We start from the raw sequence: 17480 nt of genomic DNA, 5'->3' as shown, positions 1-17480 counted from the left end.
CTGGATTTAGATCGTATCCGGTTATATCGGATGCGATCTAAATATGTGAGTTGCACCCTCTAGTCAATAGGGCGCGATTGAATCGTGTGCGATTGAATTTATGATACTGTCCAAGCCATTGAATTCGGACTGAAGAAATTCAGGGGCGGCGGCGGAGAAGCAGCCAGGTTGCCGCCGAAGAGGCCACTGCTGCCAGCGCCGCGACGAAGGTTCCGGCCTCGGTATGCGCGAAGGGCAGCCCGCCGGTGTTCATCCCGAAGAAGCCGGTGACGAGCGTCGCGGGGAGCAGCAGTGCGCTGATCACCGAGAGGAAATAGAGATTCTGGTTGGTCTTTTGCGCGGCCTGCAGGTCGAGTTCGTCGCGTAGCTGGCGGAGCTGCGCCTGCGTGCTCGCGACGTCGGTGTCGAGCGCGTGGAGGCGTTGGACGTGGCGCTCGGCGACGGGGGCGAACAGCGGCGGAAGGTCGGGGTCGCGTTCGAGCCGGACGAGCGTCGCGCGCATCCCTGCGACGAGGCGGTGAAGCCGCGCGCCGCGGCGGCGCACCGCGATGAGGTCGCGTGTCGCGGGACTCATCCGTTCGTTGAGAAACTCGTCCTCGGCGGTCTGGATGTCGGCCGACAGCGCATGGACATGCTCGCTGAGCCCGTCGACCATTGTCCCGATCGCGAGGCCGAGCGCGTCGGCGCCGTCGCAGACGTCGAAGCCCGCGGCGATGCGCTGGCGCATGATGTCGGCCGAATGGATCGGATGGTAGCGGCCGGTGAGCATCACATCCGGGGTGATGACGATGTGGAGCGCGCCGATCTGCGACGTCTGCGCGACGTCAAACTCACGCTCGAAGTCCTGAAGGACGAGGCCGACGACGCCGTCCTCGACGATCACCTGCTGGTGCGTTTCGCGCGCGAGCATCAACTCGTGGATCGGCTCGGGGAGCTTGATCGAGCGGTCGAGCCAGCGCTGGGTGCGATCGTCGGCAAGATTGAGGTGGAGCCAGCGAAAGCTTGCGTCGGCGCAGGCTTCGCATTCCTCGATCAGCGCGGTGCCTTCGCCGGTGCGCGCGCAGCCCCAGATCAGCCCGGGCTGCATCACGATGGCCCCGAAGTCCGGAGCGGCCGGCGTGTCTCCGCGCGTTGCCGTAGCCCTGATCCTTTAGAAGATGGCAGACAAAAGCATGTATAGCACGCCCGAGAGCAGGATCGAAACCGGAAGCTTGAGCACCCACGCCATCACCTAGTTGCGGATCGTCGCCATTTGCAGCGCCGAGCGGTTCGCGGTGTCGGCGGTGGTTGCGTTCCTGCGCTTGCCTCGTTCCGGAACCGGATGCCGGATCGGGCTATGCCCTCGTGATGACAGGCTTGTGACGCGGACCCTAGTCGTCCGTCGTCAGCGGCGACCAGCCTTTCTTGTACTTCTCGAACCAGGCGAGGATCGCCGATGCTTTCGCGGCCGACTGCGACGGGCGCGCGGCGATCCCGCCGTGGCTGGCGCCGGGCACCTTGATCAGCGCGGTCGGCACACCGCGCAGGCGGAGCGCGGTATAATATTGCTCTGACTCGCTGACCGGGGTGCGATAATCCTCGGCGCCGACGATGACCAAGGTCGGGGTCTTCACATTGCCGACGAGCGACAGCGGCGAAAGCGACCAGTAGAGGTCGGGCTTTTCCCACGGCTCGGCGCCCAGCCAATAGGGGCCGAAGAAGCCGGGGCCGTCGGCGGTGAGCGCCTGCGACGTCCAGTTGATCACCGGCTTTTGCGCGACCGCCGCCTTGAAACGGTCGGTCTTGCCGACGATCCAGCTGGTCAGCACGCCGCCGCCCGAACCGCCGGTGACGAAGAGTGCTTGCGGGTCGGCGATGCCGAGTTCGATCGCGCGATCGACGATGCTGATGAGGTCGAAATAATCATTGCCCGGGTAGGCCTTGTCGATCTCGTTCGCGAAGGCCGCGCCGTAGCTGGTCGAACCGCGCGGGTTGGCCGAGAGGACGGCATAGCCAGCGGCGGCGTAAAGCTGGTTGTCGGTCGAGAAATGACCGCCATAGGCCGCGAACGGCCCACCGTGGATTTCGAGGATCAGCGGCACGCGCTGTCCCTCGCGATAGCCGGGTGGGAGGGTCAGCCAGCCCTCGATCGTCTTGCCGTCGTGGCTGGAGGCGACGGTGATCTTGCGCACCGCGCCGAGCGATTTCACTTCGCGCAATGACCGGTTGAGGTCGGTCAGAACGCGCGCGCTGCCCCCGCGCGCGAGTTGAACCTCGGCGGGGCGCTGCCCGGTGCCGCCGGTGAAGGCGATCGCGCCGCCATCCGACACGCTGAAACTGCCGCCGGTATAGGGCCGGTCGAGCCCACCGCCCGAAAGGCCGGTCGCAGCGGTGCGTGCCGAGCCGTCGAGGCCGATGCGCGCGACCTTGGTTTCGCCATGATCGTCATATTGCGCGTAAATCGATTTGCCGTCGGCGGCCCACTGGATCGCATCGACGCTGTAATCCCAGTTTGCGGTCAGGCTGCGCTTGCCCGATCCGTCGCGGTTCATGACGTAGATCCGGGTGTTCTCATAGGCGCGCAGCTTGTCGTCGAAGCCGAGGTAGGCGATTTTCGAGCCGTCCGGCGAAACGAGCGGATTCGCATCGGGACCGTTGCGGTCGGTGAGCGCGGTGACCGCGCCGCTCGCGACGTCGAGCGCGTGGATTTCGCTCTCGACGGGGTCGCGCTCCCAATCGGGCTTGCGGTTCGCGCTGAAATAGAGGGTGCGGCCGTCGCGCGACCAGCTCAAGGGGCCGGTGTCGTGATAGGGGCCGAAGGTCAGCTGGCGCGGCGAACCGCCGGTCGCGGGAACGACGAATATCTTCTCGAAACCGGGCTCGAGGAATCCCTCGCCGTCGGCCTTGAAGGCAAGGAGGTCGTGGACCTCGAGCGGTTCGGCCCATTTGGCGCCCTCGGGCTTGTTCTTCGGCGCGCTGCCGATGCTCGGCTCATCGTCCTTGACCAGCATCGTATAGGCGATCGAGCGGCCGTCGGGCGACCAGGCCAGCGAGGAGGGCGAGGTCGGCAGGCCGGTGAGGCGAACGGCTTCGCCGCCGCTCATCCAGCGCACCCACAGTTGCGCCGAGCCGCCCGCGGTCGAGACATAGGCGAGACGTCCGCCGTCGGGCGACCAGCGCGGCGCGAAGGTTGCGCCTTCATTGGCGCCCAGCGGGATTTCCTCGCCGGTCGTCGTATCGATCAGCCAGATCGAGCCGACCGCGCGGTCGGTCATGATGTCATTCTGTCGCCGCACATAGGCGATGCGGCGGCCGTCAGGGCTGATCTGCGGATCGGACGCGATGGCGAGGTCGAAGAGGTCGGCACCGGTAAAGCGGCGCTCGGGCCCCAGCCGCGCGCTGCCCATTGCGGAGGCCGGGGCGGAAGCGGATTCGGTTTCCGCGGTCGCTTGCCCGGCGAAGGCGGGCTGGGCGGCGAGAATGAGAAGGCTGGCGCCGAAGCAGATGGGCTTGCGCATCGATATTTTCTCCTCTTTTGTCCTCTTCCTCGCGCTTTTGTGTCTTCGCGCGAAACACGAAAAATCCGGCGCATGGCGCCATCGCTCGCCGGGGCTTGCCTACAGCATATATTTCATCCGGATGGACTGGCGCGTGTCGCCCGTCACCACGAAGCTCGCCGACTTGAAGCTCGGGGCCCCCATGCCGATCGCCGGGTTGCGCGAGAAGCCGAAGCCTTCCTTCGGCAGGAACAGCGCCATATCCATCCTGTTGTTGGCATTCTCGTCATGCACCACCGCGATTGCATAGGTGCCCTCGGCGGGCGCGTGGATCACGAAATTGCCGGCGTCGACCGCCTTGACCGCCATCCGCACCGAGGCCTTGTCCTTGCTGCAATCGGGGAAAGCCTTGGGGTTCGTGGTCAGACAGACGAGAATCTGGCCCTTGTCGTTGCGCAGGCCGGTGACGCTGACCTCAACCGTCGGCGGCGCGCTCGCGGCGGTCAGCAGCAGCGGCAAAAGAACCGAGCCCGATATCCGTGCCGCACGCCTTGTCCCAGAAACGGAAATAGAGCCCATAATTCCCCCGATAGGCGGCGTGATGCGCCTCGTGATGCGTCGCGGTTATCAGCCAGCGCCCCGCGGGTCCATGCACCAGCGCGCGCGGGAACATCTCCCATCCCATATGATTGCCGACGCCCATCACGGTCATGATCGTCAGCACCAGCCCCAGCACCGCGACATGGATCGGGATCAGGAACACCAAAGCCGGGATGACCACGGCGCCGGTGATCGCCTCGACCGGATGAAAGCTCATCGCCGCCCAGGCGGTCGGCGGGCGGCTCTGATGGTGCACCGCATGCGCGATGCGGAACCAGCGTGGCCGGTGCATCAGCCTGTGCGTCCAGTAAAACCATGTGTCGTGGAGCATCAGATAGGCGAGCAGGCTGACCGGCAAATACCAGAGCGGAAGAGCGTGAACGTCGGTGTAGATGCGCGTCCAGCCGCGTTCCTGCCATCCCCAGGCCACGACGCCCGCCGGAATGCCGTAGATCGCGGCGCTCGCAAGGCTCCAGCCGATCTCGCGCTTCATCTGCGGTTCGAGGCCGCGATAGAGGCCCGGGTGCTTAATCCGCGTCGCCAGCGCGAAGCCGCCGCTGCTGATCAGATAGCGCACCCCGACGATCAGCGTCATCGCGAGCGCGGAGAAAAGGATCGCCGCCATGCACGAAGCGATAGCCGCCCGCGCGCGCTGCGGCTAGGGCGGACGCATGGCCGCGGCGAACACCGACTCTTGTGACATAGCGATCGTCGGCGGCGGGCTCGCGGGCGGGCTCGCGGCGCTCGCGCTCGCGGCAAAGCGGCCGGGCCTCGACGTCCGGCTGGTCGAGCCCGGCCCGATCGGCGGCAATCATATCTGGTCCTTCTTCGACAGCGACATCGCGAAGCGCGACCGCTGGCTCGTCGCACCGCTCGTCCGGTATCATTGGGATCGGTACGACGTCGCTTTCTCCGCGCACGCCCGGACGCTGCGCATGGGGTATAAGAGCATTCCCGGCGAAGCGTTGGCCGAGGCGGTAGCGGCAGCGTTGCCCGAGGGCCGCATCATCTCCGACAGGGCCAAGCATGTCGCGCCCGACCATCTGCTGCTCGCGCGCGGCGGGCGGCTTTCGGCGAAGCATGTCATCGACGCGCGCGGCGCGGGCAAGCTTTCGGACCTTGATTGCGGCTGGCAGAAATTCGTTGGCCAGGCGCTGACCGTCGAGGGCGGGCATGGCATCGACCGCCCGCTCGTCATGGATGCTACCGTCGACCAGCTCGACGGCTATCGCTTCGTCTATCTGCTCCCGTTTGATGCCGAGACGATCTTCGTCGAGGACACCTATTATAGCGACAGCCCCGATCTCGACGTTGCGGCGGTCCGCGATCGGATCGCCGACTATGCGGCGCGGCGCCAATGGAATGTGACCGCGACCACGCGCGAGGAAACCGGCGTGCTCCCGGTGGTCGTGGCCGGCGATTTCGACCGCCTCTGGCCCGAATCGGACCGCACCGCGCGGATCGGCGTGCGCGCCGGGGTGTTTCATGCCCTCACGGGATATTCGCTGCCCGACGCCGTGCGAACCGCCGCGGCGCTGCCCGATCTGATCGGCAGTGCCGATCTGCCGATCCTTTTGCGCGATCGCGCCGCAGCATCCTGGCGCCGCCAGCGCTTCTATCGCATGCTCGGCGCGATGCTCTTCCGCGCCGCCGAACCCGCCGAACGCTACCGCATCTTCGAGCGCTTCTATCGCCTGTCGCCGGGCCTCATCGCGCGCTTCTATGCCGGACGGCCGAACGCCGCCGACAAGCTCAGAATATTGTCGGGCAAACCGCCCGTACCCGTCGGCCGCGCGATTGCGGCGCTTTCGAGATTGGACTGGAAATGACCCGCCGCGCGATCGTCATCGGCGCCGGATTCGGTGGGCTCGCGCTCGCGATCCGGCTGCAATCGGCGGGTGTTCAAACCACGATCGTCGAGGCGCGCGACAAGCCCGGCGGGCGCGCCTATCATTGGCGGAAGGACGGCTTCACCTTCGACGCCGGTCCGACCGTGATCACCGATCCGCCGTGCCTGCAGGAACTGTGGGCGCTCAGCGGGCAGAACATGGCCGCCGACGTCGATCTGATGCCGGTGATGCCCTTCTATCGCCTGAACTGGCCCGACGGCACCAACTTCGATTATTCGAACGACGAGGCGGCGCTGCGCGCCGAGATAGCAAAGCTGAACCCCGCCGACATCGACGGCTACGACCGCTTCCTCGATTATTCGAGGGGCGTGTACGAACAGGGTTATGTGAAGCTCGGCGCGGTTGCCTTTCTCGACTTCGCCTCGATGATCCGCGCCGCGCCTGCGCTGATGAAATACCAGGCCTGGCGCAGCGTCTATTCGATCGTTTCGTCCTATGTCGACGACGAGCGGCTGCGGCAGGCGCTGTCCTTTCACACCTTGCTCGTCGGCGGCAACCCGATGACGACGAGCAGCATCTACGCGCTCATCCACACGATCGAAAAGGACGGCGGCGTCTGGTTCGCGCGTGGCGGGACCAACGCGCTGGTCGGCGCGATGGTGAAGCTGTTCGAGCGGCTCGGCGGCGAATTGCGCCTTGGCGATCCGGTGATCTCGATCGCCACAAGCGGGGACCGCGTCACCTCTGTCGCGACACAAAGCGGTTGGCGCGCCGGCGCCGACATGATCGCGTGCAACAGCGACCTGATGCACAGCTACAAGGACCTGCTCGACCATCCGCGTGGGCGGAAGGTCGCAAAGAGCCTCGCCCGCAAGCGCTGGTCGCCCTCGCTCTTCGTCGTCCATTTCGGCGTGAAGGGCGACTATCCTGACATCGCGCACCACAGCATCCTCTTCGGTCCGCGCTACAAAGGCCTGCTGAGCGACATATACGGTGGCAAGGTGCCTGAGGATTTCTCGCTCTACCTCCACCATCCCAGCATCACCGATCCGGCGATGGCGCCACCCGGCCATTCGGCCTTCTACGCGCTCGCGCCCGTCGCGCATCTCGGCAAGACGCAGCCCGACTGGGACGGCGATTTCGGCGCGCGCTTCGCCGACGCGATCCTCGATGAGGTCGAACGCCGCGTCGCCCCCGGCCTCCGCGCCAACCTCGTCACCCGTTTCCATTACGCTCCCACCGATTTCGGCCGCGACCTGTCGGCGCATCTGGGCAGCGCCTTCAGCCTTGAACCCGTGCTGTGGCAAAGCGCGTATTTCCGCGCCCACAATCGCGATGACGCGATTTCGAACCTCTATTTCGTGGGTGCCGGCACGCACCCCGGCGCCGGCATTCCGGGGGTGGTGGGAAGCGCGAAGGCGACGGCAGCCCTGATGCTTGAATGACCACCGCCGTTCGCCCTGAGCTTGTCGAAGGGCCGTTCTTCCGGCAAAGGCGCGAAAGAAAGAGCGGGGCTTCGACAGGCTCAGCCCAAACGGAATTTATGAAAGCCACGAAGCGATGAAACGCCTTGCCGTCTATTGCGGGTCCGCGACCCCCGAAGATCCGATCTATATCGAAACCGCGCGCCACGTCGGCCGCGCGCTGGCCGAGCGCGGGATCGGCGTCGTCTATGGCGGCGGCCGCCTCGGGCTGATGGGCGCGGTCGCCGACAGCGCCTTGGAAGCCGGTGGCGAGGTCATCGGGATCATCCCCGAAGCGCTCGTCGGTGCCGAGGTCGCGCATCGCGGCTGCACCGAGCTCCACGTCGTCAGCGGCATGCACGAGCGGAAGAAGATGTTCACCGACCTCTCGGACGGTTTCCTGACTATTCCCGGCGGCGTCGGCACGATGGACGAATTGTGGGAGGCGATCAGCTGGGCGCAGCTCGGCTATCACAGCAAGCCGGTGGGGGTGCTGAACGCGGCGGGCTTCTACAACGAGCTGATCGCGTTCAACCGCAAGATGGTCGAGGTCGGCTTCATCCGCCCCGCGCATGCCGGGATCATGATCGTCGACGCGGGCCTCGACGAGCTGCTCGACAAGATGGCGTCTTACGTTCCGCACCAGACGATCTTCGCGATGAAGGCCGAAAATCTGTAATGATCGACGGGGGGGCCTATGACGCACATGCCCTCCACGGTTTCGCGCACGACAGCATCGCGCGCGGATCGAAAAGCTTCGCGCTCGCCAGCCAGCTCTTCGACCGGATCACCCGCGAGCGCGTCTGGCTGCTTTACGCCTGGTGCCGCGCCGCCGACGACCTGACCGACGGGCAGGATCATGGCGGGACGATGCGGCCGGGACAAGATCCCGCCGCTGCGGTCGCCCATATCCGCGCGCAGACCGACAAGGCGTTCGCGGGCGAACCGACGGGCGAGCCCGCGTTCGACGCACTCGGGCTGCTGCTGACCGAAATCGCTATTCCACGCTCCGTGATCGATGACATCGTCGCGGGCTTCGAGCTTGACGCGAAGGATTGGCGTCCGCGCAGCGAGGCCGACCTGCTGCGCTACAGCTATCATGTCGCGGGCGCCGTCGGCGTCGCGATGGCGCTGGTGATGGGGATCAACCCCAAGGATACGATCACGCTCGACCGCGCCTCGGACCTCGGCATCGCCTTCCAGCTCGCAAACATCGCGCGCGACGTCGCCGAGGATGCCGCCGCCGATCGCTGCTACCTGCCCGTCGACTGGATGGTCGAACTCGATATTCCACCCGGCCAGCATATGCACCCCGCCTATCGTTCGCGGCTTGCGGTCATGGCGAAATGGCTCGCCGAAATGGCCGGGGAATATGAGGCGTCGGCGCGTTGGGGCGCGCGCAAGCTGCCTCCGCGCAGCCGCTGGGCGGTGCTCGCCGCCGCCGGCATCTATGGCGACATCGCGCGCGAGGTGCGGGCGCGCGGCGATCATGCGTGGGACCACCGCGCGGGGACCTCGCGTCTCGCCAAGCTCGGGTGGGTTGCGCGCGCCGGCTGGTCGGTGCTGCGCCGTCCGCCGGAGCGGCGGATCAGCCGCGACGGTCTGTGGACGCGCGCGCGGAGCGATGAGGCGCCCGCATGAGCTGGATCGAATGGCTGGCCGCCGCGCTGGTCCTCATCAATGTCGCGCTCGTCGCGCTGCGCAGCGTGTGGAACTACCCCTTCGCGCTCGTCGCGGTCAGCCTCTACGCCTTCGTCTTCTTCGAGGCGAAATTGTACAGCGACATGCTGCTGCAGGGCTTTTTCCTCGTCCTCAACCTCTATGGCCTCATCGCCTGGGTCCGGGCGCGCGAGGACAATGGCGTTCCGGTCGGCTGGCTGAGCGAACGCGCGCGCTGGATCTGGGGCAGCGTCACATTTGCCGCCTGGATCGTCTGGAGCGCCGCGATGCACCGCTTCACCGACGCCGCGGCACCATGGATCGATGGCGGCATCGCGATGATGAGCATCACCGCGCAATGGCTGCTCGCGCGGCGGCGCGTCGAAAGCTGGTGGCTCTGGATTGCCGTCGACCTGATCGCGGTGCCGCTGTTCGCGTGGCGCGGCCTCTATGCGACGAGCGCGGTCTATGTCGTCCTGCTCGGCCTGTCGATCGATGGACTGATCCAGTGGCGCCGCGCGGCGTTGACCGGCGCGATCCCCGAATGACACGCCATATCTGCCTTCACGGCGCAGAGAGCACGGGCAAGTCGACGCTCGCGCCGCGACTTGCCTTTCGCCTCGGCGCGCTCGTCGTTCCCGAATATGGCCGCACCTATGCCGAAGAGCACGGCACCGAGTTTGACGAGATCGATCTGCTCGCGATTTTCGACGGCCATGTCGCGGCGACGCGGGCGGCGCTTGCGCAAAATCCCCAGTGGCTGGTGTCGGACACCGACCCGCTGATGACGCAGGCTTGGGCGGTCATGCTGCTCGGTCGGCGCTTGCCCGAGATCGACCTATGGGACGAGCCCGCCGACCTCTATCTCGTCCCGGCGATGAATCTGCCGTGGGAGGAGGATGGAACGCGCCTGTTCGGCAGCGACCTCGCACGGCGCCAGTTCATGGACGTCGCGATCGGCGAGCTCGAGCGGCGGAACCTGCGCTGGGCGTGGGTCGATGGCGACGGCAACGAGCGGCTCGAGAATGCGGTGGCGGCGATGCGGGCGGCGGGGCTTTTGTAGGCGCAAACCGGTCGGTTGGCATCATCTCTGCGCGAATCCTCTTCCATCCGGCCTTGCGGTCGCTACACAGCCGCCATGGCCAACATCCTGATCCTCGCCGCGCTCGCCGAAGAGGGCGATGCGCTGTTCGCCGATGCGGGAACGAAGCGCGATGGCCCCTTCGCCCCGCGCCGCCTCACCGTGAACGGCCACGACCTGACCATCGTCATCTCGGGCCTCGGCAAGGTCAATGCCGCGCTCGCCGCCGGGATGATCGGCGGCGATGCCGATCTGTTGGTGATGAGTGGCACTTGCGGGTCGCTGGGTGCGGCGCCCGGCGCATATTGGCTCGCCGAGGCGGTGCAGCATGATTATGGCGCGAACGAGCCCGGCCGGTTCCGCCGTTACCGCGCGGGCGAGTGGCCGATCGGCGAAGCGGGCGAAGCGCATTTCGCGGCGATGCCCGACCCGGGGCTCGGCCTGCCGCACGCACGGATCGCGAGCGGCGACAGCTTCGTCGCTTGTCCCGACGCTGCGGCGGACCTCAAATCGCTTGGCGCGACATTGGTCGATATGGAGGTCGGTGCGGTTGCCCAGGTGGCGGCGCGGCTCGGCAAACCGTGGGCGGCGATCAAGGCGGTGACCGACGAAGCCAACGGCGACAGCGCGGGCGATTTCCATGCGAATCTGGTACGTGCGGCGCATTCGGCGGGGCGCGAGATCGAGCGGTTGATCGCAGCGATCTGACCGTTTCCCGCTGGGCCCGGCTGTGTTAGCCTCGCGGCTTGACTCGGCCATGGGAGAGGTCGTCATGCACTATCGGTCTTCGTTTGGCCTGTTCGTGGCCTGCGCACTGTTTGCCGCGCCGCCAGCCGTCGCGGCGGACGGAGACGTCGGCGGGGGAGGTTCGACCCCCGACCAGATTGCGGCCGCTTATGACCCGACCGCCGACTATCAGGCGGGTGCCGACGCCTATGCGACGGGCAATTACGCCGCAGCCGCGAAGGCGTTTCGCAAGATCGTCGCGGCGGTGCCGAAGAATCCGCAGGCCAATTATCTGCTCGGCGCCAGCCTGATGGCGCAAGGCGATTACGCGCGCGCGGTCAAGCCGTTCGAGACAGCGCTGCGCTATGACGAAAAGATGATCGACGCGCGGCGCGACCTCGGCATTGCGCAGGCGACGCTGGGCAAGGCGGAAAAGGCGACCGAACAGCTCGCCGCGCTGAAAGCCCTGCAGGAGGCGTGTGGCGGTATTTGCGCCAATTCGGCAAAGATCGCTGACGGGATCGCGCGGATCGAGGCGGCGATCGCCGCTGGTCCGCAGGCGCAAGGCTGGGTCGAACCCGAGATCCGGCTGGCGTAGCGGGGCCGCGCGGCCCGCTGGCGCAGGCGCGGCGCCTTCAGGCGGGGCATCGGCAATTTTGTTGCGATGCAGCAGCGCTTCTGTTAGGGGCGCGGCGTTTCGCGGCGCTCTGCGCGCTGCCCCCTCCCATCAAGGCCCTCTCCGCATGTCTTTGCGCAATATCGCCATTATTGCCCACGTCGATCATGGCAAGACCACCCTCGTCGACCAGCTCTTCCGCCAGTCGGGCACCTTCCGCGACAACCAGCGTGTTGAGGAAAGAGCCATGGATTCCAATGACTTGGAGAAAGAGCGCGGGATCACGATTCTCGCGAAGTGCACCTCGGTCGAGTGGGGCGAAGGCGCCGATGCGACGCGCATCAACATCGTCGACACGCCGGGCCACGCCGACTTCGGCGGCGAGGTCGAGCGTATCCTCTCCATGGTCGACGGGGTCATCCTGCTCGTCGACGCGGCCGAAGGCCCGATGCCGCAGACCAAGTTCGTGACCGGCAAGGCGCTCGCGCTCGGCCTGAAGCCGATCGTCGTCGTCAACAAGATCGACCGCAGCGACGCGCGCGCCGCCGAAGTGCTCGACGAAGTGTTCGAACTGTTCCTGACCCTCGAAGCCAATGACGAACAGCTCGACTTCCCGATCCTCTACGCCTCGGGCCGCGGCGGCTATGCCTCGCCCGACCCCGAAGCGCGCGAGGGCACGCTCGAGCCGCTGTTCCAGACGATCGTCAGCCATGTGCCGACCCCGGGCCTCGACGAGGACGCGCCCTTCACCTTCCTCGCGACGCTGCTCGACCGCGACAATTTCATCGGCCGCATCCTGACCGGCCGCGTCCAGTCGGGCACGGTCAAGGTCAACCAGCCGATCCACGCGCTCGACATGGACGGCAAGGTCATCGAGACCGGCCGCGCGTCGAAGCTGCTCGCCTTCCGCGGCCTCGACCGCGTGCCGGTCGAGGAAGCCAAGGCGGGCGACATCGTCGCGATCGCAGGCCTGACCAACGCGACCGTCGCGAACACGATCGCCGACACCAGCGTCAGCGAGCCGATCGCCGCGCAGCCGATCGACCCGCCGACGCTGTCGATGCGCTTTGCCGTCAACGACAGCCCGATGGCGGGGCGCGAGGGTAGCAAGGTGACGAGCCGCATGATCCGCGACCGCCTGTTCCGCGAGGCCGAGACGAACGTCGCGATCCGCATCACCGAAAGCGCCGACAAGGACAGCTTCGAGGTCGCCGGGCGCGGCGAGCTCCAGCTTGGCGTGCTCATCGAGACGATGCGCCGCGAGGGCTTCGAACTCGGCATCAGCCGCCCGAAGGTGCTGTACGGCACCGACGAGAGCGGCGCGCGCACCGAACCTTATGAAACCGTCGTCATCGACGTCGACGACGAACATTCGGGCACGGTCGTCGAGAAGATGCAGATCCGCAAGGCCGACCTCACCGACATGCGCCCGTCGGGCGGCGGCAAGACGCGCATCACCTTCAGCGGCCCGTCGCGCGGCCTGATCGGCTATCACGGCGAATTCCTGTCGGACACGCGCGGCACCGGCATCATGAACCGGCTGTTCGAGAAATACGGGCCCTACAAGGGCGTGATCGAGGGGCGCAAGAACGGCGTCCTTATCTCGAACGGCAATGGCGAAGCCGTCGCCTACGCGCTCGGCCCGCTCGAAGAACGCGGCATCCTGTTCGTCTCGCCCGGCGAGGCGCTCTATGAGGGCATGATCATCGGCGAGAATGCCAAGCCCGAGGATCTGGAAGTCAACCCGATGAAGTCGAAGCAGCTCACGAACTTCCGTTCGACGGGCAAGGACGACGCGATCCGCCTGACCCCGCCGCGCCGCATGACGCTGGAACAGGCGATCGCCTATATCGACGACGACGAGATGGTCGAAGTGACCCCGAAGAACATCCGCATCCGCAAGGCGATCCTCGACCCGCACGAGCGGAAGAAGGCGAGCCGCAAGAAGGAAGCGGCGTAAACTCGGCGACGACATAGGAATGTGTGTCCCCGCGAAGGCGGGGACCCATCTTCCGCCGGTGCTATTTTGCGCAGTCCGGTGATGGGCCCCCGCCTTCGCGGGGGAACATGATAGGTCTGTTGGGATAGGTGGGAGCCCAACGCATGAGCCGCCTGATCCTGTTCAACAAACCCTATGGCGTGCTGTCGCAATTCACCGACAAGAGCATGATCGCCAGTGGCGAAACCGCGCGCGCGACGCTGTCGGACTATATCGACGTGCCCGGCGTCTATCCCGCCGGCCGGCTCGACCGCGACAGCGAGGGGCTGCTGATCCTGACCGACGACGGCGCGCTGCAGGCGCGGATTTCGTCGCCGAAGCACAAGACCCCCAAAACCTATCTGGCGCAGGTCGAGGGCGAGCCCGACGACGCCGCGCTGGCGGCGCTCCGCCGCGGGGTCACGCTGAACGACGGCCCGACGCGCCCCGCCACCGTCCGCCGCATCGACCCGCCCCAGCTCTGGGACCGCGACCCGCCGGTGCGATACCGCAAGAGCGTGCCCGATGCGTGGCTCGAACTCACCATCACCGAAGGCCGCAACCGCCAGGTGCGGCGGATGACGGCGGCGGTGGGGTTCCCGACGCTGCGGCTGGTGAGGTGGCGCATAGGAGCGTGGGAGATCGGGGACTTGGGGTTGGGGGAGTGGCGTAGCATCGCGTGATCGCGGCGCCGACCGGGGACGCGCTGCCCCCGACCGACGCCGCCCTGTTCCCGAGACTAGCGGCCGGCGAAGCTTGCCTTGATTTCGCGGCCGATCGTCACGGCATTTTCGTCGATCACGAAATGGCCGGCGTCGAGCCAGACGAGGCGCGCATCGGGCAGGTCGCGCTTATAGGCTTCGGCGCCTGGCGCGATGAAGATCGGATCATTCTTGCCCCACAGAATCAGCGTCTTCGGCCGATACTGACGGAACAGCGCGTGCCATTTGTCGTAAGACGCGACGTTCGAGCGATAATCCTCGAACAGGTCGAGCTGGATCGCGTCGTTGCCGGGACGGTCGAGCAGCGCCTGATCGATCGTCCAATTGTCGGGATTGATCGCGTCCGGGTTTTTTGCGCCATAGCTGTACTGGAACCGGGTCGTGTCGAGCGTGAGGAGGGTGCGCGCGCTGGTTTCCGACGCAGCGTTGCGCTGTTGGCCGATGGGCAGCAGTGCCTGCTTGACCGGATCGCCGACGCCGTCGAGATAGGCGTTGGCGTTCTGGATCACGAAGCCTTTCACCTGCGTCGGGCGCTACGCGAAGAGCCGGAAGCCGACCGGGCCTCCATAGTCCTGCATATAGAGGACGTAGGATTTGAGCCCGAGCTGATCGATCAGGCCCGCGACATGCGCGGCGAGATTGTCGAAATTATAGTCGAATTCGGACGCGGGCGGCGCGTCGGACTGGCCGAAGCCGACATAGTCCGGCGCGATGACATGGAATTTGTCGGCCAGCTGCGGGATCAGGTCGCGATACATCTGGCTGCTACTCGGAAAGCCGTGGAGCAGCACGATCGTCGGCGCCGCCGGGTCGCCGGCTTCGCGATAGAAGATCTTGCGGCCGTTTACGGTCGCGAAATGGTAGCTGGTGGAGTGGATCGCCGATGCGGCGGCGGGCGCCGACGCGGCGGGCGCGGCCTCGGCCGAAAGCGGGGCCGCAGCAAGCAGGGCGATCGCGACGGCGCGGATCAGATATTGGGTCATGACGGGTTCCTGTTGGCAGGGTGAGGGGTGGGCGCCGCTAGGGGACGGAGAAGCGGCGCCCGTTTCCGCGCGGTTCAGGCGGGGGTTCGCGCCTGGACGACGGGGAAGTCGATCTCGGTTCGGAAGGCTTCGTTGACGTAGTTGGTGAAGCTGTTGAGCGCGACGTGCAGAACGATCTCGAGCGCCTGTGCATCGGTATAGCCTGCCTCGCGAAGCGCAGCGACATCGGCCTCGGCGACATGGCCGCGATTGTGGACAAGCGCGGCGGCGAAGCGGACGGCGGCATCGGCGACCGGGTCGTTCGACGCGCCGCTGCGGTTCGCGGTCATCTCGGCATCGTCGAGCTTGGCGACATTGCGCCCGAGATAGGTGTGGGCGGAGAGGCAATAGCCGCAGCCGTTTATCTCGGCGACGGCCAGCGCGATCCGCTCGCGCGTCGCGGCGGGCAGGCTGCCCTTGCCGAGCGCGCCCATCAGGCCGACATAGCCTTCGAGCGTCTGCGGGCTCGTCGCGACCAGCCGGAACAGGTTGGGGACGCTGCCGATCTGGGCCTTTACGGCCTGAAGCATTGCTTGCGATGCGGCGGGCGCCGCCTCGATCGTCGCGGGAGTGGGGATCAGGGACATGGGTTTGACCTTTCGTCTGGGGGCCGGGGTTGGCCTGCCGCTGATATAGATCCTCCATATTTCCGAGAGTATTGGTCGATTGCGAAAACCATCCTTCCATATTATGGGAGGAAGATGGATCGGTTCGAGGCCATGCGGACGCTTGTCGCCGCGATCGACGGCGGCAGTCTTTCCGCTGCGTCGCGCGCCCTCGGCATTCCGCTGGCGACCGTGAGCCGCAGGGTATCGGATCTGGAAGCAAGGCTGGGTACCCGGCTGGTTGTCCGGACCAGCCGCCGACTCATCCCGACCGAGGAAGGCGCCCCCTTCCTTGCCACGGCGCGGCGCATTCTCGAGGATTTGGGCGAAGCGGAACGCGCCGCCTCGGGCGAATATCGAGCGCCCCGCGGCGAATTGCTGGTCACGGCGCCGATCATGTTCGGCAAGCTGCACGTCGCGCCGATCGTTCATGATTTTCTGGCGATCTATCCCGATGTGACGGTGCGACTGGTGCTTTCGGATGCGGTGGTCGATCTGGTCGAAAATCATGTCGACGTGGCGGTGCGGATCGGCAACCTTCCCGACAGCAGCCTGATCGCGCGCCGGGTTGGTCAAGTGCGGTGGGTCGTTTGTGCCAGCCCCGACTATCTCGCGCGCCACGCTGCGCCCGAAAAACCCTCCGATTTGTCCGGTCATGCGTGCATCGCTTTCGAGGGGCTGCAGACCTATCGCCAATGGCCGTTCGGCATCGGAGGCGACGCAGCGTCGATAGCCATCCGGCCGCGTTTTTCGATTAACACTGCCGACGGCGTCATCGACGGCGCGATCAAAGGTCTCGGTGTAGCACGGATCATGTCGTATCAGGCGTCGGTCGGGGTCAGCGAAGGTCGGTTGGTTCCCATCCTTGAGTCCGACAGCCCGGCGCCGATCCCGGTCCATCTGGTACATTCCGCCCAAGCGCTGCAGCCCTTGAAGTTGCGTGCGTTCATGGATTTCATGATCCCGCGGATCGAGCGCGTTCTGACGCGCATCGACCAGGTCTTTGACCGGCGTCACGCGGAAGGCCGCGTCGGGTAGGGCGAAGGCGGCCCCCCGCTAGTCGTCCGGCAGACTTCATCATTAGGCCATAATCGCGCCGCAGGTTGCGGGCGGGAGGATGGTATCATGCGACAATCGATGCTTGCGCTGGCGCTCGTCGCCACCGCTGCCGCGCCGCTGCACGCGCAGACGGTTCCGGTCGCGCCGCAGCCCGATGGCGACGCGGGGCCGGTCGCGATGGGGGGCTTTGCGGGGGCGCGGGTCCGCATCCCGCTGGGCGGCGGGACGCGCGAGGACCGGCAGGTGCGCGCGGGGCTGACGATCGCGCCGATGCACTATCGCGGCGGCGGCGATCTCCAGAGCTGGCGGTCGCGGATCGGCGAGGGGGTCGAGCTGGGCTTTCGCGGCGGCGAGCGCGCGCCGCAACTGACGCTTGCGGGGATGCGGCTGACCGCCGCGTTCGCCGGACCGGCGCCGGGGAAGGGGCGCAGCAACCTGTCGGGCGGCAATGCGGGACTGATCGTCGTCGGGGTCGCGGCGCTGGTCGGCATCGGCCTGCTTGTCGCGCTGGGTGACACCAAGGATGATTGCACCAGGGGCGAGTGCAACAACAATTAGCGGCCGACTGACCGGCGGACCAAATTGCCACAATGGCGGCGATTGTGACGCCATCATTTACGGTC

19 protein-coding genes are annotated in these 17480 nt (G+C 66.5%); 12 read left to right on the top strand and 7 right to left on the bottom strand.

The window, feature by feature from the left end; genetic code table 11:
- Positions 1-139: 139 nt before the first annotated feature.
- From ATE64_RS15730 to ATE64_RS15715, 4 genes are all read right to left on the bottom strand, one after another.
- Complete coding sequence (locus ATE64_RS15730) at positions 140-1087, bottom strand: CorA family divalent cation transporter (protein WP_058455218.1); 948 nt, start codon at positions 1085-1087, stop codon at positions 140-142.
- Positions 1088-1370: 283 nt separating this feature from the next.
- The gene (locus ATE64_RS15725; protein WP_058455217.1) at positions 1371-3497 is read right to left on the bottom strand and encodes a S9 family peptidase; all 2127 of its coding nucleotides are present in this window, start codon (positions 3495-3497) and stop codon (positions 1371-1373) included.
- Between the two features lie 99 nt (positions 3498-3596).
- Complete coding sequence (locus tag ATE64_RS15720; protein ID WP_231729121.1) at positions 3597-3995, bottom strand: DUF2141 domain-containing protein; 399 nt, start codon at positions 3993-3995, stop codon at positions 3597-3599.
- On the bottom strand, positions 3952-4701 hold the full coding sequence (locus tag ATE64_RS15715; RefSeq protein WP_058455216.1) for a sterol desaturase family protein: 750 nt from the start codon (positions 4699-4701) through the stop codon (positions 3952-3954). The genes ATE64_RS15720 and ATE64_RS15715 overlap by 44 nt, the downstream gene beginning before the upstream one ends.
- Before the next feature lie 46 nt (positions 4702-4747).
- Between ATE64_RS15715 and crtY the strand changes: the two genes are divergently transcribed.
- The 10 genes from crtY to ATE64_RS15665 all read left to right on the top strand — a co-directional run bounded on the left by crtY (position 4748) and on the right by ATE64_RS15665 (position 14132).
- Positions 4748-5905, top strand: coding sequence for a lycopene beta-cyclase CrtY (gene crtY, locus ATE64_RS15710; protein ID WP_058455215.1), 1158 nt, complete (start codon positions 4748-4750; stop codon positions 5903-5905).
- Positions 5902-7371: a phytoene desaturase gene (locus ATE64_RS15705; RefSeq protein WP_058455214.1), complete on the top strand. Its 1470-nt coding sequence runs from the start codon at positions 5902-5904 to the stop codon at positions 7369-7371. Before crtY ends, ATE64_RS15705 begins: the two co-directional genes overlap by 4 nt.
- 115 nt (positions 7372-7486) lie before the next feature.
- Positions 7487-8068, top strand: a complete 582-nt coding sequence (locus ATE64_RS15700; RefSeq protein ID WP_058455213.1) for a TIGR00730 family Rossman fold protein — start codon at positions 7487-7489, stop codon at positions 8066-8068.
- A complete protein-coding gene (locus ATE64_RS15695) occupies positions 8068-9030 on the top strand; it encodes a phytoene/squalene synthase family protein (protein ID WP_058455212.1) in 963 nt (320 codons plus the stop codon). The genes ATE64_RS15700 and ATE64_RS15695 overlap by 1 nt, the downstream gene beginning before the upstream one ends.
- Complete coding sequence (gene pnuC, locus ATE64_RS15690) at positions 9027-9596, top strand: nicotinamide riboside transporter PnuC (protein WP_058455211.1); 570 nt, start codon at positions 9027-9029, stop codon at positions 9594-9596. Before ATE64_RS15695 ends, pnuC begins: the two co-directional genes overlap by 4 nt.
- On the top strand, positions 9593-10111 hold the full coding sequence (locus ATE64_RS15685) for an ATP-binding protein (RefSeq protein ID WP_058455210.1): 519 nt from the start codon (positions 9593-9595) through the stop codon (positions 10109-10111). Before pnuC ends, ATE64_RS15685 begins: the two co-directional genes overlap by 4 nt.
- 75 nt (positions 10112-10186) lie before the next feature.
- Complete coding sequence (locus tag ATE64_RS15680; RefSeq protein WP_058455209.1) at positions 10187-10837, top strand: 5'-methylthioadenosine/S-adenosylhomocysteine nucleosidase; 651 nt, start codon at positions 10187-10189, stop codon at positions 10835-10837.
- Positions 10838-10901: 64 nt separating this feature from the next.
- Positions 10902-11453, top strand: coding sequence for a tetratricopeptide repeat protein (locus tag ATE64_RS15675; protein WP_058455208.1), 552 nt, complete (start codon positions 10902-10904; stop codon positions 11451-11453).
- 145 nt (positions 11454-11598) lie between these two features.
- Positions 11599-13431 (top strand): translational GTPase TypA, encoded by a 1833-nt coding sequence (typA, locus tag ATE64_RS15670; RefSeq protein ID WP_058455207.1) that lies wholly within the window; start codon positions 11599-11601, stop codon positions 13429-13431.
- Positions 13432-13574: 143 nt separating this feature from the next.
- On the top strand, positions 13575-14132 hold the full coding sequence (locus tag ATE64_RS15665) for an rRNA large subunit pseudouridine synthase E (protein ID WP_058455206.1): 558 nt from the start codon (positions 13575-13577) through the stop codon (positions 14130-14132).
- Positions 14133-14188: 56 nt separating this feature from the next.
- On the opposite strand, the gene ATE64_RS22250 is transcribed toward ATE64_RS15665, so the two are convergent.
- The 3 genes from ATE64_RS22250 to ATE64_RS15655 form a co-directional block, all read right to left on the bottom strand.
- On the bottom strand, positions 14189-14680 hold the full coding sequence (locus ATE64_RS22250; RefSeq protein WP_231729120.1) for an alpha/beta fold hydrolase: 492 nt from the start codon (positions 14678-14680) through the stop codon (positions 14189-14191).
- A gap of 24 nt (positions 14681-14704) precedes the next feature.
- Positions 14705-15154 (bottom strand): alpha/beta fold hydrolase, encoded by a 450-nt coding sequence (locus ATE64_RS22245; RefSeq protein ID WP_231729119.1) that lies wholly within the window; start codon positions 15152-15154, stop codon positions 14705-14707.
- A 74-nt stretch (positions 15155-15228) separates the two neighbouring features.
- Positions 15229-15780: a carboxymuconolactone decarboxylase family protein gene (locus tag ATE64_RS15655; RefSeq protein ID WP_058455205.1), complete on the bottom strand. Its 552-nt coding sequence runs from the start codon at positions 15778-15780 to the stop codon at positions 15229-15231.
- Between the two features lie 114 nt (positions 15781-15894).
- Between ATE64_RS15655 and ATE64_RS15650 the strand changes: the two genes are divergently transcribed.
- The gene (locus tag ATE64_RS15650) at positions 15895-16836 is read left to right on the top strand and encodes a LysR family transcriptional regulator (RefSeq protein WP_058455204.1); all 942 of its coding nucleotides are present in this window, start codon (positions 15895-15897) and stop codon (positions 16834-16836) included.
- 87 nt (positions 16837-16923) lie between these two features.
- Positions 16924-17415, top strand: a complete 492-nt coding sequence (locus ATE64_RS15645; protein WP_058455203.1) for a hypothetical protein — start codon at positions 16924-16926, stop codon at positions 17413-17415.
- The last annotated feature ends 65 nt before the right edge of the window (positions 17416-17480 follow it).

It is taken from the genome of Sphingopyxis sp. H073, assembly GCF_001468395.1.
Lineage (GTDB): Bacteria > Pseudomonadota > Alphaproteobacteria > Sphingomonadales > Sphingomonadaceae > Sphingopyxis.
The sequence above is the reverse complement of the archived record's forward strand: the minus strand, read 5'-3'. Positions and strand labels throughout refer to the sequence as shown.